The following is a 21,267-nucleotide window of genomic DNA, read 5'->3' as shown; positions in this document are numbered from 1 at the left end:
CCCGTTCGGCTCGGTGGGCAGCAGCGTGCTGCTGCGTTCGGAAGCGTCGGCCACGGTCGCCGTCCTCACATCGAGTGTCTGTCGTATCCGGATGTACGAATCTTAGGTTAGCATCTATGCATCCGGGAAGACGAATATGTCAGTGGGAGGAGATCGCTGGTGCGGTACGACTTGGCGGTGATCGGTTCGGGTGGGGGTGCGTTCGCGGCGGCGATCGCGGCCCGCGGCAAGGGCAAGAGCGTGGTGATGATCGAGCGCGGCACCGTTGGCGGGACGTGCGTCAACGTCGGCTGTGTGCCGTCGAAGGCACTGCTGGCCGCGGCCGAGGCCCGCCATGTGGCGCTGGACCAGCACTTTCCGGGGATTTCCACCAGCGCGGGCCCGGTGGACGCCGCCGCGCTGATCGGTGGCAAGGACACGCTGGTGGCAGGGTTGCGGGCGGAGAAGTACGTCGACCTGGCCGCCGAGTACGGGTGGGAGATCCTGCCCGGCGAGGCCCGGTTCATCGAGGGACCGGCGCTGGAGGTGAACCTGCATGACGGCGGCCACGTCCGGGTCGAGGCCGAGCACTACCTGATCGCCACCGGCTCCACCCCGCGTACCGACGGCCTCGACGGAGCCGACCGGGTGGACTACCTGACCTCGACCACCGCGATGGAGCAGACCGAACTGCCCGAGTCGTTGGTCGTCGTCGGCGGCGGCTACGTCGGGCTGGAGCAGGCGCAACTGTTCGCCCACCTCGGCGTCCGAGTGAGCATCGTGGGCCGATTCGCCCCGCACACCGAACCGGAACTCGCCGGCCTGCTGGCCGGGGTGTTCGCTGACGACGGCATCGCCGTGATCGCCGAGCGCGCCACTGAGGTTGAGGCCGATGGTTCGGGCGTCGTCGTCACCGCCGGTGGGCAGCGGGTGACTGGGCAGCGGCTGCTGCTCGCGACTGGGCGGAACCCGGTCACCGCCGGGCTCAATCTCGACGCGGTGGGCGTGAAGACCGGGCATCGCGGGGAGGTGGTCGTCGACGAGTATCTGCGCACCGACAACCCGCGCGTCTGGGCGGCCGGGGACGTCACCGGGCACCCGCAGTACGTCTACGTCGCCGGGGCCCATGGCAGCGTCGTGGTCGACAACGCCTTCGGCGACGCCGGGCGCACCCTGGACTACCATCACCTGCCCGCGGTCACCTTCACCACGCCCAGTCTCGCCTCCGCCGGGCTGACCGACGTCCAAGCGGTGGAGCAGGGCTACGCCTGTAAGTGCCGGGTGCTGCCGCTGGAGTACGTGCCGCGGGCGCTGGTCAACCGCGACACCCGCGGCGCGATCAAGCTCGTCGCCGAACAAGGCTCCGGGCGGCTGCTCGGCGCGCACGTGCTCGCCGCGGGCGCCGGGGACGTCATCGCCACCGCTGTCTATGCGCTGGCAAACCAGATGACGGTGCACGAGATGGCCGACCTGTGGTGCCCCTATCTGACGATGGCGGAGGGCATCAAACTCGCCGCCCAAACCTTCACCCGCGACGTGTCCAAACTCTCCTGCTGCGCCTCCTGAAACCCTGCTCTCGGAAGGACAATCCCGATGACGAATGACCTGGACACCGTGGTGTCCACTATGGATAGTGTCTTCTCCCGCCAGGACAGCCCGGCCGGATGGCTATGGCAGCCGCTGTTGCGGCAACTGGCCCGCGGCGAACCCCTCACGATTGCCGACCTCGCGGCCGCCACCGGCCGCGCCGGTGACGAGGTTGCGCAGGCGGTGGGCCGACTGCGCGACACCGAATACGACGACGCCGGACGGATCGTCGGCTACGGCATCACGCTGCGCCCGACCCCGCACCGTTTCACCGTCGACGGCCACCAGCTCTACACCTGGTGTGCCCTGGACACCCTCATCTTCCCCGCCACCCTCGGCCAATCCGCCCAGGTTGAATCCCCCTGCCACAGCACCGGTGCCCCGATACGGCTCACCGTCGAGCCCGACCGAGTCAGGGATGTCGAGCCCCAGACCGCGATGGTCTCCATCGTCACGCCTGACGACTTGGTCTCCGTACGGGCTTCCTTCTGCAACCACGTGCACTTCTTCGCCGACGCCGACGCCGCGGCGCCCTGGCTCGCTGAGCACCCCGGCGGATCGGTCCTCCCAGTCGCCGACGCTTATCAACTCGGCCGGCAGCTGGACGCCGCTCAATCCGAGGAGCCCGAGCCCGGCGGGTGCTGCTGACGCCCACCTGCGCCGCCCGAACCGCCATCACCGAGAAGGGACAGCCACTGTGAGTACGGACTTCGATGTAATCGTGATCGGCGCCGGACCGGGCGGCGAGACCGCCGCCTCGCGCCTGCACGCGGGCGGACGGCGGGTCGCGTTGATCGAGCAGGAACTGATCGGCGGGGAGTGCGCCTACTGGGCGTGTATCCCGTCCAAAACCTTGCTGCGCCCACCCGAGGCCCGCGCCGAAGCCGCCCACGCGGCCGGCCTGTCCACTCCGGCGCAGAACTGGGCGGCACTGCGAGACTACCGCGACTACATGATCCGCCACCTCGACGACACAGAGCAGGTCACCGGATACGAGAAGCAGGGCGTCACGGTTATCAAGGCCACCGCAGCCCTGGTGGGCCGGGACCCGTGGCGGGTACGGGCCGGTGGCCGGGAACTCACCGCCGAGCACGTGGTGATCGCCACCGGCTCCGACGCGATCCACCCACCCATCGAGGGCCTGGACGAGGTCAGCGTATGGACCAACCGGGAAGCTACCACCCTGCGCGAGATCCCCGAGCGGATCGTGATGATCGGCGGCAGCGCCGTCGGGATCGAACTCGGCCAATTCCTCGCTCGCATGGGCGCTCGGGTCACCCTGATCCAGCGCGGCGACCGGCTGCTGGACCGGGAAGACCCCCGTGTCGGGGACATCGTCGCCACCCACCTGCGCGCCGACGGCATCGACGTCCGTCTCGGCCGGCAGGCCACCGCCGCGCGCCGCGACGGCGCCGATACGGTGATCGACCTCGACGACGGCACCACCGTGCGCACCGACGTCGTCGTGCTCGGCACCGGACGCCGCCCCCGCACCCACGGGCTCGGCCTGGAGACTGTCGGGGTCACACCGGACCCGCGCGGCGCGCTGGAGGTCGACGAGCACTGCCGCGTCACCGCCGGCCTCTGGGCGCTCGGCGACGTCACCGGGGTCGCGCTGTTCACCCACGTCGCCATGTACCAAGGACGGGTCGTGGCCGACAACATCCTCGGCACACCCCGCCAAACCACCTACAGCGGCATCCCCCGCGTCGTGTTCGCCCAACCCGAGATCGCCGCTGTCGGCCTGACCACCGACCAAGCCCGCCAGCGTGGCCTCGACATCGCCACCACCGAACTCGACCTCGCCGACTCGATCGCGCGACCCTGGACTTACGAAACCGACCCCGACGGCACCCTCGGTCTCATCGCCGACCGCACCCAGCGGACGCTCATCGGGGCCTGGGCCATCGCACCCCAAGCCGGGGAATGGATCCACACCGCCGCCCTCGCCATCCGCGCCCAGATCTCCATCGACACCCTGCTCGACGGCGTCGCCCAATTCCCGACCTACACCGAGGCGTACCTCGCCGCCCTCGAACAGCTCGCCATCTAGAAACCGCCCGGCCGCTCTCGGTGTCACAGCGTCGGTGGACGGGGGTCACCTCCGGGTGTGAAGCGAGATCACGTCGGGATCGTGGTGCGCCAGATGTCGGATCTGGTCCTCCAACTCCGAGTTGCGCAGGGCGAGGACCTGGATCTGGTTGGCGTAGACCCTGATCGTCTCCTCCAGTTCCCGCACGGTGGCGGCGTGGTCGCTGGCGGTCTGTTTGCGTTCCCGCTTGAGGGCGGTGATCTCCTCGCGCAGCGCGACGAGTTCAGGTTGCTGGGCTTCTCGATTCGCTTGTGCCGCAACAACGGCGTCCTTGAACTCCGGAGGCGAGCGGTAGAACGAGTCGCGGCCCACACCGGCTTCCCGGCACAGGTTGGAGACCGTCAGCTCGCCGTCGGTCACAGTCGGCTGACCGGCGAGCAGCCGGGTCAGCGCCTGCTCCAGGCGGACTTGGGTAGCGACGCGGGTCACGCCTGCGCCTCCTCGCTGTCGAGATCACCGATGAGCTGGTCGAGCTCGGTGATGTAGCCGGTGAGCGCGACCTGCTGGAGTTTCGGGACCGGACCGGCTTTCTCGCAGGACGCCTGGAGATCCAGGGCCTGATTGCGGGCGGCGGCCAGCCGGGGCCGGTGCACTGTGGACCGTCGGGCGTTCGGACAGCGCAGGCACATGTTGTGCTGCGGAACGGGCTGCCCGACGACCTTGGCTCGCTTGACACAGACCGCGGTCGCCGCGTTGAAGAAGCAGTCGTTGAGCACGCCGGGATGCAGCGTCTTGGTGAGATGCCGAAGCATCGTCCGCAGCCGCAGCTCGTCGGACACGACGCCGGGGAGATCACCCAGCTCGCGCCGAATGCGCTGGAACTCGGCGTTGATCCGCTCGGCCGCCCCACCGCCGGACTGGGCGCCGGTGTTCCAATCCCGGTAAAGATCCTCCACGTAGTCGAGCATGGCGACCGCCTCCTCGGCGGCGACCTCGGCGGCGAACCCAGAGGCTGAGGTCCCGGCATAGCCCTCGAACATGGTCACCTTGGCGTGGTGGTACTGCCGGGCACCGGCGACCACACCGAAGGGCTGGTGTGCGATATGCCAGGCCAGACTCCGCCGGAACTGCCGGGTGGTGAACACCCACTGCTGTTCCCCGTCGGCGGGGACGAACGGTTCGGCCACCCCGTCGGACGATTGGGTACCGAACAGCTCGTTGACGTGGTCCCGGAAACCACCGAGGCGCTCGGTGAGCTTGTTCGCCAGCCGTGGCTTGCTGGCGGGCCAGAGCCGGTAACCGAACAGATGCGTGGGGTCGTCGTTGATCTGCAGCAGGACGTCGATCGCCTCGTGAACGGCGTCGAGCACGACCCACTCGGCCTCGTCACCGGTGAGCTTGCGGCCCTTGAAGACCCGGCCGCGCAGCTTGTAGCGGGTCCGGCCGTCAACGGCGGTGGTGGTGGTGACAGCGCAGTCCCGCGCCAGCTCCAGGACTTCCATGTCCCGAAGTCCTGACAAGTAAGCCACCAGCACCCAGCAGGCGGTGCGCAGGTGGTGCAGTTCGTCATGCAGGCTGCGGTGATTCAGCCGCCCTCGCCAGGGTCGCCCGGTGTCCGGCCACGTCGAGATCGGCGTGTCCAGACCACCCTCTTCGTAGCCGATCTCGGCGCCGATCTGCTCCATCAGCCGTGTCGGATGCCCCTGGAAGCTGTTGGTTCCGCTCATCAGGGCGACGAGAGCGGCGTTCGGGGCTTGCACGACGCCGTCGACAACCGGCGCGGTCGGGCGCTGGGCCAGGCAGTACAGCGGCAGTGCGGGAACACCTCGCCCCTCCTGACGGCGGCGGTCCAGGAACGCCTCGATCTTGGTGACAGCCTCGCCATGCCGGCACCGGCCGCCTGCTCGGGCCTGCTCCAGGTCGGCGATTTCCCGCTGGGCGGCCAGGAGGTCCCGGCTGGCGGTCTGGACGTAGAACAGGGCGGCGCGCAGCAGTGGAGCCATGATCGGCTCGGGGATGCGCGGGGTGCTGTTCTCCTCGTCCGGTCGCCGCCCGGCGACCTGGGTGGCCGGGCGGCCCTTCCAGGGCACGACGGTGAGGCGGTCCGCGGTCAGGTACGGGCTGTGCGCCTCCAGGTGCTGGATGACGCCGATCCGGACAGCCAGCGTGTTTGGCACACAGGTCTCACGCCAGACGCGTGCGGTCGCGTCCAGGTGGGATTGGCGGGCCTGCGCCAAGCGCGTCACGCCCTGCTTGCCGAGCTCGGTAAACAGTTGACGCACGATGATGAAGTCCTTGTAGGTGTTGGTGATTTTCATCGGTCGGGCGGTCCGCGATCCGTAGGACAGCGGGACCACGCGGTGGATGCGGGAGTAGATGAACTCCTTGGCCGTGAGCATCGCGATCTCGTCGGGCAGCTCGGTGAAGTCCAGCCGGAGGTAGCCGTTGCTGCGGGGCGCGAACGGTCGGAAATCCCAGATGTCGTCGCTGAACCGGGGGCCGCGGCCAGTTGTCTCGGTGGTCAAGGACTCGGGCAGCACCCAGGGATCGGCCGATGGCTCCGGCGCGGCGGACGGGCGCGGTGCGGGGGCGCGGGTCACGCGACGGCCTCCCAGAACTCGGGCGGCAGCAGCAACCGTGCCCCACCGCTTTCGGCGATCGTCTGGGCGGTGGTGATCTGCTCGTCTCGGAACTTGGCCCGGATGCCGCGCACGATCCGGTCCCACGCCAGGCCGTAGCGCACGTTCCACTCGCTGACGGGGTACTCCTCCCGCTGGCGCTCGATGAAGTCCAGGAAGGTCAGAACCTGCGGCAGGTGCCGGGTGGTGAACACCGCGTTCGGGCACTCCAGGCAGCCCCACAACGACACCGGGCACGGCTTGCCCTTCGCCCCGAAAGGCGAGTCGTAGAAGTCGCGGCAGGAGGCCAGGAACACGTCGCTCTCGCGCGACAGCAGCGCCTGCACCTGCTCGGGTGGCAGGTCCCCTTCTCCGGCATCGAGGCGGGTGCCGTCCTCGTCGAGTACCACCGGCGGCGGCAGCGCGACGTCCAGCGCTTCGCGCAGGCCGTTCTCCACGGCTTGGTCGTGCAGCTCGTCGTGGGCGGGGATGTTTGCGTAGTGGTTTGCGGCGACGTCGGCGGTGTGGCCCTGGGTGAAGTCGGCGAGCACGCCGGTGGCTTTGAGGTATTGCTGGGACTTGTAGGTCTTGCGCAGCCGCCGCAGATCCAGCCGCACCGGCGTTCCGTCAGCGTCGGTCATCTGGTCGATGCCGTGTCGTTTCTGCCAGTTGTCCACGTGACCCCAAGGACCCTGCCCGCCGAGCGGGAAGGAGTCCCGCAGGCCCTTGTCTCCGTAGTCGACCCACAAATCGGTGCTGCCACTAAACTCGCGGGCTCGCGCGGTGAGCCGCAGCGCCAGTCGGATCAGACCGCCGGGATGGTGCAGGGCACCGCCATCGCTGACCCGCATGGACTTAGAGATCCGGCGACCGTGCGCGCGCCGCTTGACATAGTTGACACTCACGAACCCGCGGGCCGGGTTGGTCAAGCAGTCGGCCTGCAACCGCTTGGCGCACTCCGGCTCAAGCCCGGTCATGCAGATCAGCAGGATCAGGAACACGACGTTGTCCTCCCGAGTGAGGATGAGCGCCGCGTTGAGCGGGCGCCCGTTGCCCAGCCTCTTGCCGACCAGGGGCCGCAGGAACTGCATCGTGACAGGCCCGTGACGGGCGATGTGCCACAGCACGTTCTCGATCACATCCCAACCGCCGACGTTCGGGTCCTGGCCCGTCGCGGCTCGGGCTTCGCCATCCTGTATTCGGCGCGCGATCGCGCGGACATCCGCCAGCGCGGCGTTCCTGATCGCCTCGAACACGTTCTGCGGGTAGGCATCCAAGGGTCTCGTCTGACGGGCACGGGTTTCCCGTCCGAGGAACCTCAGCCGGATAGCCAGGTCGGGATCGAACGTCGTGGGGCTGGCGTCGAACGCCACGCGGAGCAGCCGGACCACCACACCGATGCTGATGCGCGGCTGGTCACTGTCCGGTCCGTACTCGGCGATCAGCGCCTGCTCGAACGCGTCGATGTGCTCGGCCTCCAGGTCACTGAACTCGACCTCGGTGGCGTTCTGCGGTTCGGCTCCAGTGATGAACCGCACGAACTTCCGCACCGAGAACAGGTTCACCTTGAACGCCTGGTAACTCGATTCGGGTCCGTCGGCGGCCACCGTGCGCAGCGTCGCGGCAAGCTGGCGGGTCAACCGCGGGCATGGCCACGCGGACATGTCGAACGTGCGGTCGGCGCCATCCAGGTGCAGCCGGAGCACCAGCGGACCGATGTCCGGGACAGGAGCGGGTTGCGCGGGCATCTGCTCCTCGGTCGGGAAAGCCGCCCAGCGGCCACGGCGACCGGAGCCGGCACCCTCGGTGCGGTTCACGCGGCAGCACCATCCTCAAGCCGGACCCTGCTCAGCGCTTCGGCTTGTTCATCCCATTCGCGCAGCGCGGACAGCACGATCTCCTGCGCCTCGTCCAGGACGTCGAGGTAGACGAAGACCGTCTCGCGCTGGCGATGGCCGAGCAGTAGCTGCAACTTGCGCAGCGGGTCGCCGACCAGCAGCCGTTTCACCTGCTGGCTCATCAGGGTCTCGCCGGGCTCCATGCGCAACGCGCGGACGGTCTGGCGCAGCAGCAGCCCGAGCATGTGCACGGCGAATGTGTGACGCAGGGCGTGCGGATGGACCACCAGGTCCAGGCCGAACCGGGCGCACCGTTCGTTGGCTCGCCGAAACACCGCCTGCCACGTCGACCGCGACAGCGGCAAGCCGTCCTCACCGAGCCACAGCCACAACGGACCACCCGGACCGTCGTCGCCGACCCGGCACAGTCGCTGCCGTTCCTCGATCGTCACCCGCGAGTACGGCCGCGAGCGGCCATCCTCGACGAGCGTCAGCGCAGTCTTGCCGGCGGAGCGAACTCCCATCCAGGCGTCCGTACACCCGTAAGCCCCGGCCGCCCGGCGGCGCTCGACCAGTTCGTCGCGTTCGATGTCGACGTAGTGGTGCAGGTCGCGCAGCACGCGGCGCGACACGAAAACCGTCCTCGGCCGGCTGCGCTTGGTGATCGTCGCGGGCAGGTTCAGGTCTCCGGTCAGCCGCCGCTGCGCCAGCGGCGGTACCTCGGTGACCAGGAGGCTCGACGCCTCTCTCAGCCGCATCCCGGTGCAGACCAACAGGTCGGCGAACACCGCGTTGCGCTCGCCGTGCCGACCGCGCCAACTCGGGTCCGGCGAGCCGTCGGGTAGTTGGCCACGCAACCCGACGTCCCGCCACACCAGGTAGTCCTCGTAGGCCAGGAACCGCACCGGCCCGGCGCTGTCCTCGACCTCGCGCTCGGCATTGAACAGCACCCGTACCAGCCCGCGGGGCGTCAACACCGTCTTCTCCACCATGCGGAACGGCTGGGCCTCGATCAGCTCCTCGTGTATCGCCCACTTGACCCACTTGTCTAGCGCCGCGATGAACCTGTTCCAGGTCGACGCGGACACCGTGAAGCCCTTGGTCCGCCGCCGCGCCCGCTTGTAGGCGCGCAGATCGTCCTGGCCGGCGTCCCAGATGGACCGTCCACCACGGTGCTCGTGGAGGAAGCGGCCGAACAACATCAGATCACGCGCGTACGCCTCTCTCGTGTGTTCCGAGCGCACACCCCACCCGTCCAACTCGCGCACGAACCGGTTCAACTCCAGGTCGTACGAGCCGTCGGGGCCGAGTAGGAACGGCAGCCCGTCGCCTACACCGGCACGACGCAGCACCTGGGCTTCGTCACCGCCGAGCCCAGGTGCGCCGAGCGCTCTCACCGGTGACGTCTTGTACATGAGCAAGGTTGAGATCCTCCGGGATCTGAACACGCCAAACACAGCGAAGCTGGCGTTGGCTAGGGACCTCTGCGACAGCAGTGAAGTGTCACCATAACCCCGCTTCCCACCCTCACGAGAACCTTCCCGACGCAACAGTTTATTGACACAAGCGGCAATCAGGCGTTGAGTCTAGGTGCCTTCGCGTCCGCATGAGGGCGCGCCGAGGCTTGCACCCGGCCGCCCGGCCCCGCGCAATTCAACCGAAGGGGCTGTCATGGCAGAGGTGGATTATTGCGTCGTGGGTGCCGGGTTCGCCGGACTGACCGCGGCACTGCGCTTGAAACAAGCGGGTCATTCGGTGGCGCTGCTGGAAGCCCGCGACCGTGTCGGCGGTCGCACCTTCACGGAAGTACGCGACGCCGGGGCGTGGATCGACCGCGGTGGCGCCTGGATCGGTCCCGGGCAGGACGCGATCTACGCGCTCATGAAGGAATTTGGGGTGCCGAGCTACAAGCAGTACACCGACGGCGACGCGATGATGTTCGTCGACGGCAAGAAGTATCGGTACACCGGAACCATTCCGCTGTCGATGAGTCCGTGGGCGGTCGCCAACATCGGCACGGTGTTTCTCGAGCTCACGCAGATGTGCAAGGCCATTCCGGTGGAGGCGCCGTGGACCGCACGCAAGGCGCAGAAGTGGGACCAGACCAGCTGGGCGGCGTGGCTGGACAGGAACACGCTGTCCAAACCCGCCCGCGAACTGCTGGAAAGCGCTGTTGCGGGGCTGTATACGTCTGCGGCATCGGAGATCTCACTGCTGTTCGTGCTGTATCAGATGGCGTCGGCCGGCGGCCCGAGCTTCGTGCTGGGCGTCAAGGACGCAGCCGAGGACGCGCGGCCGGTCGGCGGCATGGGCGCCATCCACCGTGCGGTCGCAGCCGAGCTCGGTGACGTCATCCACCTGTCGCAGCCGGTGCGCAGCGTTGAGCAGAATCCCGACGGGGTGATCGTGCGCTCCGACGATATGGTGGTCAACGCACGCCGAGCGATCGTCGCGGTGCCGATCTCGATTGCGAGCCAGATCTCCTATGAGCCAATGCTTCCCGCAGATCGATCGTTCTTGCACCAGCGGATGCCCAGTGGGGCGGTCTACAAGATCGCGCTCGTGTTCGACGAGCCGTTCTGGCGGGCCGAAGGTCTTTCGGGGCAGTCGTTCGGACCAGGATCGCCGGCGAACCTGACGATCGACTCGTGCACCGACACCGGCACTCCCGGGATGCTCACGGTGATCACGGAGGGCCCCGAAGCGCGCCGGTTGACCAACCTCGGCGATGACGAGCGCAGGCGCGCGGTACTGGACGCTGTCGCGGAACGGTTCGGCGACAGGGCACTCAAACCGGTCGATTATGTCGAACAGAACTGGACCATCGAGCGGTACTCCGGCGGCGGGATGATCGCGCACGCCCCGCCGGGTGTGCTCACCGAGTTCGGACCCGCGCTGCGTGAGCCGTGCGGACGCATCCACTGGGCCGGCACCGAGACCTCGGCGGTGATGTACGGATTCATCGACGGCGCCGTGCGCTCCGGCGAGCGCGCCGCGGCCGAGGTGATGGCCCGCGAAGCGATGGCTATGGCTTGACCGAGGGGTCGTGCGCGTCGCGCCACGCCTGCCGTATTTCGGGGCGCAGCCGACCGCGGTCGGGTACCGGCAGGCCCGCGTCGCGCGCCCACGCGCGGACTTCGGCGGTGCTCGGTTCGGACTCCGCACCCGCCGGTGCAGGTATTGCAATGTCGATTCGCTCCCCCGAGATGCGCTGTTGCGCAGCTTCTTCGGTGAGCGCCCAAGTGTGCGCGGCAGCAAGGAAGCGGTAAGTCCATTCCTCGGCGAGCTGGCGAGTCTCGCAGAACACGATCGGCACACTGGGCCACCGAATCTGCAACTCGGCGAGGGCGTCGGCGACCACCGCGGGGCGGACGAAGTTGTGCCGGAACAGTTGCGAGTAGCGGTCTTCGACCACGACCGCTGCGCGCGGGAGCGCCGAGAGATGGGCGACCTGAAAGCGAAGCTTGCCGCTGGTCAGGCCGGACACGAGATCGGGTAGTGATTTGCGTTCCACGCTGGCCACCAGCGATCCGTCCACGGTGACGCCGTAATCACCGCATGGCAGTGCCCGCTTCACGATGCTGACCTGTTGCGAGCTGAAGGTGTAGGCGTACCGCTCATGCGCATCCACCAGCACCTGCAACTCTTCGATGCCTTGAGCGCGCGCGGTCGGCGTTCGCACGTTGGGGCGTGCTTGTTTACGGGTGCGCGGCGACTGCCAGAACACCACCTCGCGGCCCCGGGCAGTGGTGAACACGATCTGGGAGCGGTTCTCGCGTCCCCGCTGCAGAATCACATCGATGGCCGCGCCCCGACGCTGACACGATTGCAATGGAAGCCGTTCGATGACCTCGGCGTCGGCGGGCCAATCGTCAAGACTCATGGGGTGGCAGTACAGCGCTTTGACACGCGGCCACGTGCCCGAGGTCCGGAAGACCAGATCCCCGCCCGGTTGCGGGAGTCGCAACAGATACCGCAGCCGGGAGTCGGGCTGCGGGTTCGCCGCGATCAGCAATTCCGCCACGCGCTCCAGTCTGCCCGGTGTGGGTGGGATCCGGCAGAACCGACGCTCATCCGCCGCGTAGATCAGGCGATGAGGACTGCCACGTCGCTGTGCAGATGCGCCAGGCCAGAGTCGAGCGTCGCCAACTGTGCACCCCGGCTACGCGCGAGTTGAGCGAGGTAGGCGTCGGTCACCTGCCGGTGTCCGATGATCCCCGTGGGGTCGATCTCGGCATACGGCACCTCGTCGGGCCAAAACTCGTGGCGCGCCGCGGCTCCTAAGCCGATGATGACCTCGCGAGCGGCGCTGGCCGGCTGACCGGCACGGATCAAGAACCTCATCAAGCTGCCCTGGGTGATCGGACATGTCGCGAACGGCGTCTTCGATTTCGACAACCACTCGGCAGAAATGTCGTGGTGTACATGGTCCGTCACGACGAGCGCCACAAGCGCATTCGCGTCGAGCAGCACGGTCACCTACTCATCCTCCAACGACCGCACGTCCTCGGATGTCACCACCGTGCCGACGCTGATGACCGGCAGGCCCGTCCTGGGATCGGTCGAAACCGGCGCCACGCTGTGGGCACCCAGTCCCCGTCTCATCAGATCTGCAACGGTCTGACTCAAGGAGCGGCCCGTGTCGCGGGCGATCGCTAGCGCCTGTTTATGCAGGTCCTCTGGTAGATCCACGGTCGTGCGCATACCCGACCATAGCATCAGATCATCATGGTGCGTTGATGCACACAACAAGCCCGACGGTGTCGCCTACGTCGGCTGTGGACAACTTCCTGGGGCCCTGAAGCCACGGGGTACTGTGCGACCCGTGAGCGGGGATCTGATCCTCACCGACGAGTTCCGGGAGGCCTTGGCGCTGCTCGCCGGCGGCAAGCATCTGTTTCTCACGGGCAAGGCGGGCACCGGCAAGTCGACGCTGATCCGTCGCTTCATGGCGGAGACGGACCGCAACGTCGTGGTGGTCGCGCCGACGGGGATCGCAGCGCTCAACGTCGACGGCTACACCATTCACCGGCTGTTCGGCTTCCGTACGACGACGACGCTGAGCGACGTCACCGGCGGTCACTACCGGCCGGGCCGATTCGCCAGGACGCTGGCGTCGCTGCAGACATTGATCATCGATGAGGCGTCCATGGTCCGCGCCGACGTCTTCGACATGGTCGCCACGGCGCTGGAGCGCTACGGACCGGAGCCGGGCGCGCCGTTCGGCGGAGTGCAGATCGTGCTCGTCGGCGACCTCTACCAGCTTCCGCCGGTGGTCGGCGACGGCGAAGAAACCTACTTCTCGACGGTCTACGAGACGCCCTACTTCTTCTCCGCCCGCAAGTTCGCCCGCGAGGACTTCCCCACGATCTCGTTGACGACGGTGTTCCGTCAGCTCGGTGACGACCGGATGACCGCGATTCTGAACGAGATTCGCGAAGGCGTCCTACTCGGCCACGCCCAGGAGCAGCTCAACGCCCGCGCCGACAAGGACTTCATCCCGCCCGACGACGAATTCTGGCTGACGCTCGCGCCGACCAATCGACTCGTGACCGCACGCAACCGCCAGCATCTCGAGCGCCTCGACGGCGACGAGATGACGCACCGCGCCCGCGAGTCCGGCGACCTGTCGCTGTTCGACAAGCCGATCGAGGACGAACTGCGCTTCAAGGTCGGCGCGCAGGTGATGATGCTCAACAACGACCAGGGCGACCGGTGGGTCAACGGCTCGATCGGCCGTGTCGTCGGCGTCGGCTACGACCGCTACGGCGTCGTCGTCGAGGTCGAGTTCGCCGACGGATCATGCGCGGAGGTCACGCCGTTCACGTGGGAGGCGACGCGCCCGGTGGTCGACGGCGGCACGCTGCGTCGTGAGGTGATCGGCACGTTCACGCAGGTGCCGTTCAAGCTGGCGTGGGCGATTACCATCCACAAGAGCCAGGGGCAGACGCTGGAGCGGGTCGTCGTCGACCTCACCGGTGGCATGTTCTCCACGGGACAGCTGTACGTGGCATTGAGCCGGTGCACCTCGCTCGGCGGCCTGGTGCTCAAACGACCTGTGCTGCCGAAGGATTTGAAGACCGACCGCCGCATCGCGCGCTTCCTACGGGGCTCGATCAGCGGTGTCACGGCGCGCAAGTACTGCGCGATCGGCATGCTCACCGTCGGCGACGAAGGGCGGATGTCGCGGCCGCGGCCTGTGGAGCTGGCGGTGGCCTTCGACGACGGGACCGCCGTCTCGACGCTGGTCAACCCTCAGCGTGATCTGGCCGACGCGCGAAACGCCTACGGCATCAGCGTGTCTGATGTGCTGCTGGCGCCCACGCTGCGCGAAGCCTGGGCGGTGATCGCGCCGATGCTGGCAGGCTGCACGCCCGTCGGGCCGGGAGTGGACGAGACGTTGGGGCTGATCGACTTCGAGCTCAAACGCCTCGGCCACGTCACGCCGATGCCGCTGGGTGTCGAACTGCGCGGAGCGCGGGTGACAGGGCGGACGGCGTTGGAACGTGCGCGGTCGGCGCTGGCGGCGTTGGCTACCGCGGACGTCGAGAAGGGTTCGTCGCCGTTCGAGGAACCCGAACCGGCGGAATCGGTTTCGGGTCTCCTGGTCAGCCGCGACCCGGACGTGCCGACGCCGACGGCCGAGCATCTACCCGGGTTGTCGGCGCTGTTACGCATCAGCCGCGACGTCGGAGCGGTGCTGCTGGGCGCATCGGTGCAGCGAGACCTGGACTCGTCGTGGGACGCGGCGGCTCGGTCGACGGTCGCTGATCAATTGCGCGCGGCGGCCTCCCGGACACTCCTGCCCGACGAGGTGGTGGCGCGCCTGCACGCGGTGTCGGAGCTGCTGGGCGTCGATGTGGTGAGCGACGCGGAATTGGTCACCCGCCACGACATCGGAGAAGCACTGGCGCCCGGCGCGCGAATCTGTTTCACCGGAACGGCTTTGGGCCCGAACGGCCGTGTGGTGGAACGTGACGAGATCGAGCGGATGGCTGCGAAGGCGGGCCTGAAGCCGGTGCGGTCAGTGACCAAGACGCGCTGCGAGGTGCTGGTCACGGCCGAGGCGGGCACGCAGTCGGGTAAGGCGCGCAAGGCGCAGGAGTACGGCAAGCCGGTGTTCACCGCCGAGGAGTTCTTTGCCTGGCTGGCCGATCGCTAACCGGGTTTCAGGCGCACCATGTCCTCAACTGGTTCGCGATCTCTGGTACGTCGTCGATCACACCCGAAGCGATGGCGATCATGAAGTCGAAACGAGCGTCCTCGCCTGCCGTCACCCACTCACCGTTGAGGCCGAGAAACACCTGACACGCCGTCCACGCCAGCCGCTTGTTGCCGTCGACGAGTGCATGATTGCGGCAGAGGGAATGCAGCACGGCAGCCGCCTTGGTGTGGATGTCGGGATAGGCGTCGGCCCCGGCGACGGTGGTCTTGGGCCGCGCAACCGCCGATTCCAGCAAGCCGTAGTCCCCGACCACCACCTCACTGGAGATCGCCCGCGCCGCGATCAGCAACAAGTCATCGAGGTCCAGGTAGACGGTCATGTGTCTGCTAGTCGCCGCAGCACACCTTGTTCACGTTCGATTACCTTGTCTAACACTGTCTTTACGTCGTTTTGATGCGCGCGGCGCTCGATATACTCGTCGATGGCTGACAGTGCCACCGCTTGCATGGAACGCCCCTCGGCCTCGGCCTGTCGGCGAAGCGCTTCCGCCTGCTTCTCACTGGTCCGCAATGTCATGCCCATGCGCGTGACGATACCACTTTGATACCACCCGTCGGTTCGGCGATGTCACCCACGGGAAGTAACGTCGGCTCATGGCGAACGTGAAGACGCGCGTCGCCCGCGCGGCAGATGCGGTGTTGGCCGAACGAGGAGCGGTCCGAACCATCGACGTTCTCCTGGAACTGGGCTGGCTTGCGCAACCGAACGTCGAGCGGTGGGAGCGGGGCCGAGTTCCGCGGCTGGAGATGTGCGTACAGGTCGGCGGCGACAAGGTCGTCGAAGCCGCGGAGGCATCGCGGCGCTGGGCCGAAGAGCGCGGGCTCGAACAGCGTGAGGCCACCTATGGCGATCTGGTCTTCACCGCCGAAGGCAACCCCGACGTCGAACAGGCCTACCGCACGTATTGGGCGACGGCGGGTCACGTCGAGCCGGTGCGCGAACAGCCGCGTCCCCGCGACCTCGTCGTGATCTCGCCGCACAACCCCTGGGACTGTTCGTCGTGCGGCGACGCTCATGACCCCGGCGATCTGCTGGTCCAGGGCACGATCGGCACCCTGTGCCTCGACTGCGCCGACCTCGGCCATCTCGAATTCCTGCCGTCCGGTGACGCCGCGCTCACCCGTCGCTCCAAGAAGGCCAGCCGGTTGTCCGCGGTCGTGGTGCGCTGGGCCAGGCGACGTCATCGCTACGAACGACAGGGCGTCCTGGTGGAGTCGGCAGCGATCGAACACGCCGCGCGAGAATGCCTGTCGGACACGGACTTACGGGCAAGGCGCCGCGATCGCGACAGGATTCGTCGCGCCGATGAGGACGTGCGCTTCCAGGGCGAGTTCGCCGCCGCGATCCGTGAGCAGTTCCCCGGGTGTCCCCCGGACCGCGCGGAAGCGATCGCGATGCACACCGCGGCGCGCGGCAGCGGCAGGGTGGGCCGCAGCGCCGCGGCACGGAGTTTGGACCCCGAAGCGGTCCGACTCGCCGTCGCCGCGTCGATCCGCCATATCGACACCGAATACGACGACCTGCTGATGTCGGGTGTCGACCGCGACACCGCCAGGGCGCGGGTGTACGACCGCGTCGAGGATGTCCTCACCGCCTGGCGCGAGGGTGTCACGCTGCTCGACACCTGACTATCGCCGTTCGTCGCGGCGGGCGAGCGGCTCCCGCAGCGTCGGCAATACCCGTTGATCCTTCGGCCGGTTGGCGGCCTGCTCCGCACGGATCACGTCGGCGAGCGATGCAATTTCGACTGTCACACCGTAGATTTCGATCGGTCTGTTATACGCCGTCGGCCTCCGGGAGCGCCTCCTGCCGGTGGAAGTGCCGCCACAATCGCGCACCTCCGGAGATCGCCACCAATACGCCGATGCCGCCGATCACGATGCCGGTGAACAACGACAGGAACATCGGGTCGACCGACTCCCCCACCATCCCCGCGCCGAACATACCGCCGACAAGGAAACCGAACAGCGGCGCCAGCACCGCGACCGCCGTGCCCAGCAACGCCCGCCACATGCCGGGCGGAGTCGGCTCGAGCACGACGGGCCGACCGTCGTCGATGCCCTCGCCGGGCTCATCGAGCCTGGCGGGGCCGGATACGCTGTCAGTCATCAGATTTCACTCTCCTGATGTGGGGTACCGTGCCGCCGGCGCCGCTGTCCGGGTCGGACCGTGAACTTTCGAGGAACGGACGCACGATGTCCAAGGGAATCGGGAAGACGACCGTGGAATTCTGGTCGGCGCCGAGCTCCAGCAGAGTCTGCAGATAGCGCAGTTGCAACGACGCCGGGCTCTCGCTGAGCGTGATCGCGGCGTCGCGCAGTTCGGTCGACGCCTGCAGTTCGCCGTGCGCGCTGATCACCTTGGCGCGCCGTTCCCGTTCGGCCTCGGCCTCGCGGGCCATCGCGCGCTGCATCATCTCGGGGATCTCGACGTCCTTGATCTCGACGACCTCGACGACGATCCCCCATGGTTCGGTCTGTTTCGCGATCGAGGCGGCGAGATCCTCGTTGAGGTCGGCGCGGTGCGCGAGCAGCGTGTCGAGGTCGGCGCGCCCCACCACCGAGCGCAGAGTCGTCTGGGCGATCTGCGATGTGGCGACCGCGAAATTCTCCACGGCCATCACCGAATTCGTCGGGTCGGTGACCCGGAACAGCACGACGGCGTTGACGCGTGCCGTGACGTTGTCGCGGGTGATCACCTCTTGCGGCGGGATCGTCAGCGTCACGGTCCGCAGGTCCACCCGCACGAGTTTGTCGATGCCCGGCAACACGACCACGATGCCGGGACCGAGCGGTCCGCGAAGTCGACCGAGGCGAAACGCCACCCCGCGTTCGTACTCCTTGATGATGCGGATCGTTGCGACTGCCGCCGCCAGCAGCACGATCGCGAAGAACACCACAACCACCATCCAGGCGTCCATCAGAGCACCTCCCGCGGCTCGTTCCGTCGGTCCGATGCATACGAGCTGCGACGACGAGTCTCCGCTTCGGCCAGGCGCTTTCGCTCCTCGAGGTTTTCGTCGAGACTGTGGAACACCACTCCGTCGGGCACCGCACGGGTGCGGCGCAGATGCGACCACAGCGGCAATGTCAACACACCGACAGCCACGGCCGCCCCCAGTAACAGCAGCGCCTCCGGTGCGGTGTCGGCCGCCAGGGCCGTCGCCAACGGCAGGATCACCGCGATGGCGCTGACGGCGCAGGCGATTCCGCGGTGGAAGCGCGCGGCCTCCGACGCCGGCCAACTGTCGATAGCGCGGCTCACCTCGCGACCGTCGTGCGACGAGGTACAGGTGTGCTTGACCGGGCAGGCGTTGCAGATCGACGGGGTCCCCCGGTAACGCATGACCCGGTTGTCGGGGTCAAAGGACGTGGGCCACAACCACTGATCCTCCGGACACTGCCAGGCATCGTGGTCTTCGTGGTAGACAAACGCGCCCGTGCGGTGCCCCTCGACCTTGGCCGCGGCGCGGCGGGCGAACGTGTCGATGCCGTAGGCGATGGCGACGAGAACCACCGCGTAGCCGATCGTCAGCCACGCGGCGATCCCGATGCCGGCGATCACGGACCCTCACCGCTTTCGTCGGGCGTCACCCGTCGGTCCGAGGCATAACGGCTGCGTCCCGGTACCGCCATTCCCGTGCGGTCCTCCTCGGCGTGGGCGTGTTCCTCCACGAACAACGTCTCGGCGGGCAGCGTGTGCGTGGTCGCCTTGATGCCGTATCGCACACCGAGCCAAGCGATCCAGAGGAACGGCAGGACACCGCCGAGGATGAACAGGAAGTCACCGGGCATGCGCAGCCACTCGAGCACGACGTTGCCCGACTGGGTGATGTAGTTCAACGTGCGGGCCTCGTAGTAGCCGTCGTTCACCGAGTGCCACAGCTGAAGAACGCCGAGCGGCAGCAGCGTGGCGAACACCATCCACGCCAGCCCGATGTTGAGCGACCAGAACGACAGCTTCGCCAGCTTCTCCGGCCAGCGTTGCGGCGGGATGATGTAGCGCAGCGCGAACAGCGCCAACCCGACGGCGAGCATGCCGTAGACGCCCATCATCGCGCCGTGCGCGTGGTTGGCTGTGAGCGCGGTGCCGATCTGGTAGTACGACACGATCGGCAGGTTGATCAGGAAGCCGAAAATGCCTGCGCCGACGAAGTTCCAGAAGCCGACGGCGACCAGGAACATCACTGCCCACCGGTGCGGGAACGGCGCGCTGCTGCGCGACTGCTGCCGCGAACCCAGCTGCAGGAATGTCCACGCCTCGACGGTCAGGAACGTCAGCGGGATGACCTCCAGCGCGGAGAAGAACGCGCCAAGAGCCATGTGCTCCACCGGAGTTCCGGAGAAGTACAGGTGGTGCATCGTGCCGATCACACCGCCCATCGAGTACAGGATGACGTCGAGGAAGATCAGCTGGATCGCGATCTTGCGTCGTACCACGCCCAGCATCACGAAGATGTAGGCGACCATGACCGTGGTGAACAGCTCGAGGAAGTCCTCGACCCACAGGTGCACCACCCAGAACCGCCAGAATTCGGCGACGGTCAGATGGGTTTCGGTACCGGCGAGCATGCCGACGGCGTAGAACGCCGGGATGGCCAGACCGGCGTAGAAGAACAGCCACGGCATGTTCAGCTTGCTCTCGGTCTTCAGCCGCGAGCGGATCGCGCGGAAGATGATCGCCATCCACAGGAACAGCCCGATCACGAGCAGCGCTTGCCAGAAGCGCGGCAGGTCAAGGTATTCCCACTGCTGGTCGAAGAAGATCGAGCCCTTGGCCCAGTCGACGCCGAAGGTGCTCAGCGCGGTGCCGATCAGGGTGCCGGCGACGACGACGAACAACGCGCCGAGCAGCCCGTAGGTCAGCCAGGACTGGCGGCGGGGTTCGCGGCCGGAGATGATCGGCGCCAGGAAGATTCCCGCGGCGAGGAAGGACGCCGCTGTCCACAGCAACGACAGCTGGACGTGCCAGGTCCGCGCCAGGTTGAACGGCAGAATCTGGGCCAGGTCCAGACCGAAGAAGTTGCTCAGCTCGGCGCGGTAGTGCTCGATCGCGCCGCCCAGTATCGCCTGGCCGAGGAAGAGCACCGCGACGACGAGGAAGAACCACGCGGTTGCCTTCTGCGACGGGGTGATCGCGACCTCACCGGGCTGGCGGAACTTCAGCGACGGGGTTTCGGTTGCGTGCCAACCGATCTTGCGGCTCCACCGGCCGTAGAGGGCGAACAGCGCGCCGAGCCCGGCGAGCAGCGCGATCAGCGACATCGCCGACCAGACCAGGATGTCGGCCGTGGGCGTGTTGTTGACCCGCTGTTCGGGCGGCCAGTTGTTGGTGTAGGAGTAGGAGTGGCCGTCACGTTGGGCCGCACTGGCCCAGGCCGTCCAGCTGAAAAACGCTGTCAGCTCCTTGATTTCCTGCGGGTCGGTGATGACCTGCGGGATGAGGCCGTACTCGGTGGAGTCGGTGCCGAAGAAGTCGGCGTAGTAATCGCGGATCTTCTCGAAGGCGCTCACCTGCTCGGCGGTGAACTGCAGCGTTCCGGTGGCCTCGTCGTAGCGGTTGGTCCGCATCATCTCGACGACTGCGGCGGTCGGATCCTGCACTCCCGCGTCGCGCAGCTCCTGGCCGACATGGTCGGCCGACAGGCGAAGGTATTCGGCGGTGTAGTCGGGCCCGAGATAGCCGCCGTGGCCCATCACCGACCCGTACTGCTGCAACCCGCGGCGCAGGAAGATCTGCTGTCCGGCGGTGATGTCCTGCGCGGTGTAGAGCGTCTGGCCGTCGGGGCCGACGACGCGCTGCGGCTGCGGCATCGAGTCGGAGTAGGTCCGGGCGGCCAGCATGCCCATGATCAGGAAGCCGAACACCATGACCAGGGCGACGCCCTGGACCCAGCCTTTGGAGATGGCGAGTTCCGCCTTGCTCGGCGCGGGCTCCAAGAACTGGTCTGTCACGGCTATCCCTTCCGACGACATCGGATTCACGATC

General features: G+C 67.5%; 20 protein-coding genes. 6 read left to right on the top strand and 14 right to left on the bottom strand.

What is annotated here, in order from left to right; genetic code table 11:
- Positions 1–159 precede the first annotated feature (159 nt).
- The 3 genes from merA to RMCN_RS08210 are packed head-to-tail and all read left to right on the top strand — an operon-like array spanning position 160 to position 3,619.
- Positions 160–1,545: a mercury(II) reductase gene (gene merA, locus RMCN_RS08220; RefSeq protein WP_014805447.1), complete on the top strand. Its 1,386-nt coding sequence runs from the start codon at positions 160–162 to the stop codon at positions 1,543–1,545.
- 27 nt (positions 1,546–1,572) lie between these two features.
- Positions 1,573–2,214 (top strand): organomercurial lyase MerB, encoded by a 642-nt coding sequence (merB, locus tag RMCN_RS08215; protein WP_014805448.1) that lies wholly within the window; start codon positions 1,573–1,575, stop codon positions 2,212–2,214.
- Positions 2,215–2,263: 49 nt separating this feature from the next.
- Entirely contained in the window at positions 2,264–3,619 is a 1,356-nt protein-coding gene (locus tag RMCN_RS08210; RefSeq protein ID WP_014805449.1) for a dihydrolipoyl dehydrogenase family protein, read from the top strand.
- Between the two features lie 45 nt (positions 3,620–3,664).
- On the opposite strand, the gene RMCN_RS08205 is transcribed toward RMCN_RS08210, so the two are convergent.
- Genes RMCN_RS08205 through RMCN_RS08190 form a run of 4 tightly spaced genes read right to left on the bottom strand, consistent with a single transcriptional unit; the run spans position 3,665 to position 9,469 of the window.
- Entirely contained in the window at positions 3,665–4,087 is a 423-nt protein-coding gene (locus RMCN_RS08205) for a hypothetical protein (RefSeq protein WP_014805450.1), read from the bottom strand.
- Complete coding sequence (locus RMCN_RS31835) at positions 4,084–6,198, bottom strand: hypothetical protein (RefSeq protein WP_014805451.1); 2,115 nt, start codon at positions 6,196–6,198, stop codon at positions 4,084–4,086. The genes RMCN_RS08205 and RMCN_RS31835 overlap by 4 nt, the downstream gene beginning before the upstream one ends.
- Positions 6,195–8,033: a hypothetical protein gene (locus RMCN_RS08195; RefSeq protein WP_041783812.1), complete on the bottom strand. Its 1,839-nt coding sequence runs from the start codon at positions 8,031–8,033 to the stop codon at positions 6,195–6,197. The genes RMCN_RS31835 and RMCN_RS08195 overlap by 4 nt, the downstream gene beginning before the upstream one ends.
- The gene (locus RMCN_RS08190) at positions 8,030–9,469 is read right to left on the bottom strand and encodes a tyrosine-type recombinase/integrase (protein WP_014805453.1); all 1,440 of its coding nucleotides are present in this window, start codon (positions 9,467–9,469) and stop codon (positions 8,030–8,032) included. Before RMCN_RS08190 ends, RMCN_RS08195 begins: the two co-directional genes overlap by 4 nt.
- Positions 9,470–9,725: 256 nt before the next feature.
- Between RMCN_RS08190 and RMCN_RS08185 the strand changes: the two genes are divergently transcribed.
- Positions 9,726–11,090 carry a flavin monoamine oxidase family protein gene (locus RMCN_RS08185; protein WP_067388293.1) on the top strand — a complete coding sequence of 455 codons (1,365 nt, stop codon included), beginning with the start codon at positions 9,726–9,728 and terminating at the stop codon, positions 11,088–11,090.
- Here RMCN_RS08185 and RMCN_RS08180 read toward each other — a convergent pair.
- From RMCN_RS08180 to RMCN_RS08170, 3 genes are all read right to left on the bottom strand, one after another.
- Entirely contained in the window at positions 11,080–12,078 is a 999-nt protein-coding gene (locus tag RMCN_RS08180; RefSeq protein ID WP_067388291.1) for an ERCC4 domain-containing protein, read from the bottom strand. The two genes, RMCN_RS08185 and RMCN_RS08180, sit on opposite strands and share 11 nt — an antisense overlap.
- Positions 12,079–12,140: 62 nt before the next feature.
- Positions 12,141–12,533: a TA system VapC family ribonuclease toxin gene (locus RMCN_RS08175; protein ID WP_067388289.1), complete on the bottom strand. Its 393-nt coding sequence runs from the start codon at positions 12,531–12,533 to the stop codon at positions 12,141–12,143.
- Entirely contained in the window at positions 12,534–12,758 is a 225-nt protein-coding gene (locus RMCN_RS08170) for an antitoxin (RefSeq protein WP_067388288.1), read from the bottom strand. It lies immediately after the preceding gene.
- A 121-nt stretch (positions 12,759–12,879) separates the two neighbouring features.
- On the opposite strand from RMCN_RS08170, the gene RMCN_RS08165 reads away from it, so the two are divergent.
- Positions 12,880–15,216: an AAA family ATPase gene (locus RMCN_RS08165; RefSeq protein ID WP_084377265.1), complete on the top strand. Its 2,337-nt coding sequence runs from the start codon at positions 12,880–12,882 to the stop codon at positions 15,214–15,216.
- Positions 15,217–15,223: 7 nt separating this feature from the next.
- On the opposite strand, the gene RMCN_RS08160 is transcribed toward RMCN_RS08165, so the two are convergent.
- Both RMCN_RS08160 and RMCN_RS08155 read right to left on the bottom strand, forming a co-directional pair.
- On the bottom strand, positions 15,224–15,598 hold the full coding sequence (locus RMCN_RS08160; protein ID WP_067388286.1) for a type II toxin-antitoxin system death-on-curing family toxin: 375 nt from the start codon (positions 15,596–15,598) through the stop codon (positions 15,224–15,226).
- Positions 15,595–15,801, bottom strand: a complete 207-nt coding sequence (locus RMCN_RS08155) for a CopG family transcriptional regulator (RefSeq protein WP_067388284.1) — start codon at positions 15,799–15,801, stop codon at positions 15,595–15,597. Before RMCN_RS08155 ends, RMCN_RS08160 begins: the two co-directional genes overlap by 4 nt.
- 71 nt (positions 15,802–15,872) lie before the next feature.
- Between RMCN_RS08155 and RMCN_RS08150 the strand changes: the two genes are divergently transcribed.
- Complete coding sequence (locus RMCN_RS08150; RefSeq protein ID WP_067388282.1) at positions 15,873–16,907, top strand: DUF2293 domain-containing protein; 1,035 nt, start codon at positions 15,873–15,875, stop codon at positions 16,905–16,907.
- Here the strand turns inward: RMCN_RS08150 and RMCN_RS31830 are convergent, their stop codons facing one another.
- Genes RMCN_RS31830 through RMCN_RS08130 form a run of 5 tightly spaced genes read right to left on the bottom strand, consistent with a single transcriptional unit; the run spans position 16,908 to position 21,233 of the window.
- The gene (locus tag RMCN_RS31830) at positions 16,908–17,033 is read right to left on the bottom strand and encodes a hypothetical protein (protein WP_263987711.1); all 126 of its coding nucleotides are present in this window, start codon (positions 17,031–17,033) and stop codon (positions 16,908–16,910) included.
- Between the two features lie 22 nt (positions 17,034–17,055).
- Positions 17,056–17,388: a hypothetical protein gene (locus RMCN_RS08145; RefSeq protein ID WP_067388280.1), complete on the bottom strand. Its 333-nt coding sequence runs from the start codon at positions 17,386–17,388 to the stop codon at positions 17,056–17,058.
- Positions 17,381–18,199 carry an SPFH domain-containing protein gene (locus RMCN_RS08140; protein ID WP_067388278.1) on the bottom strand — a complete coding sequence of 273 codons (819 nt, stop codon included), beginning with the start codon at positions 18,197–18,199 and terminating at the stop codon, positions 17,381–17,383. Before RMCN_RS08140 ends, RMCN_RS08145 begins: the two co-directional genes overlap by 8 nt.
- Positions 18,199–18,843, bottom strand: a complete 645-nt coding sequence (locus RMCN_RS08135) for a hypothetical protein (RefSeq protein WP_084377263.1) — start codon at positions 18,841–18,843, stop codon at positions 18,199–18,201. The genes RMCN_RS08140 and RMCN_RS08135 overlap by 1 nt, the downstream gene beginning before the upstream one ends.
- Complete coding sequence (locus RMCN_RS08130) at positions 18,840–21,233, bottom strand: nitric-oxide reductase large subunit (RefSeq protein ID WP_234787613.1); 2,394 nt, start codon at positions 21,231–21,233, stop codon at positions 18,840–18,842. The genes RMCN_RS08135 and RMCN_RS08130 overlap by 4 nt, the downstream gene beginning before the upstream one ends.
- Between the last annotated feature and the right edge of the window lie 34 nt (positions 21,234–21,267).

This window comes from Mycolicibacterium novocastrense (genome assembly GCF_001570485.1).
Lineage (GTDB): Bacteria > Actinomycetota > Actinomycetes > Mycobacteriales > Mycobacteriaceae > Mycobacterium > Mycobacterium novocastrense.
This window is presented reverse-complemented; position numbering and strand designations above follow the sequence as displayed.

Excerpts from the sequence above, each read along its gene's own strand:
- RMCN_RS08140 (WP_067388278.1), bottom strand. The coding sequence starts at position 18,199 with ATGGACGCCTGGATGGTGGTTGTGGTGTTCTTCGCGATCGTGCTGCTG.
- RMCN_RS08155 (WP_067388284.1), bottom strand. The coding sequence starts at position 15,801 with ATGGGCATGACATTGCGGACCAGTGAGAAGCAGGCGGAAGCGCTTCGC.
- RMCN_RS08145 (WP_067388280.1), bottom strand. The coding sequence starts at position 17,388 with ATGACTGACAGCGTATCCGGCCCCGCCAGGCTCGATGAGCCCGGCGAG.
- merB (WP_014805448.1), top strand. The coding sequence starts at position 1,573 with ATGACGAATGACCTGGACACCGTGGTGTCCACTATGGATAGTGTCTTC.
- RMCN_RS08190 (WP_014805453.1), bottom strand. The coding sequence starts at position 9,469 with ATGTACAAGACGTCACCGGTGAGAGCGCTCGGCGCACCTGGGCTCGGC.
- RMCN_RS08185 (WP_067388293.1), top strand. The coding sequence starts at position 9,726 with ATGGCAGAGGTGGATTATTGCGTCGTGGGTGCCGGGTTCGCCGGACTG.
- RMCN_RS08170 (WP_067388288.1), bottom strand. The coding sequence starts at position 12,758 with ATGCGCACGACCGTGGATCTACCAGAGGACCTGCATAAACAGGCGCTA.
- RMCN_RS08150 (WP_067388282.1), top strand. The coding sequence starts at position 15,873 with ATGGCGAACGTGAAGACGCGCGTCGCCCGCGCGGCAGATGCGGTGTTG.
- RMCN_RS08160 (WP_067388286.1), bottom strand. The coding sequence starts at position 15,598 with ATGACCGTCTACCTGGACCTCGATGACTTGTTGCTGATCGCGGCGCGG.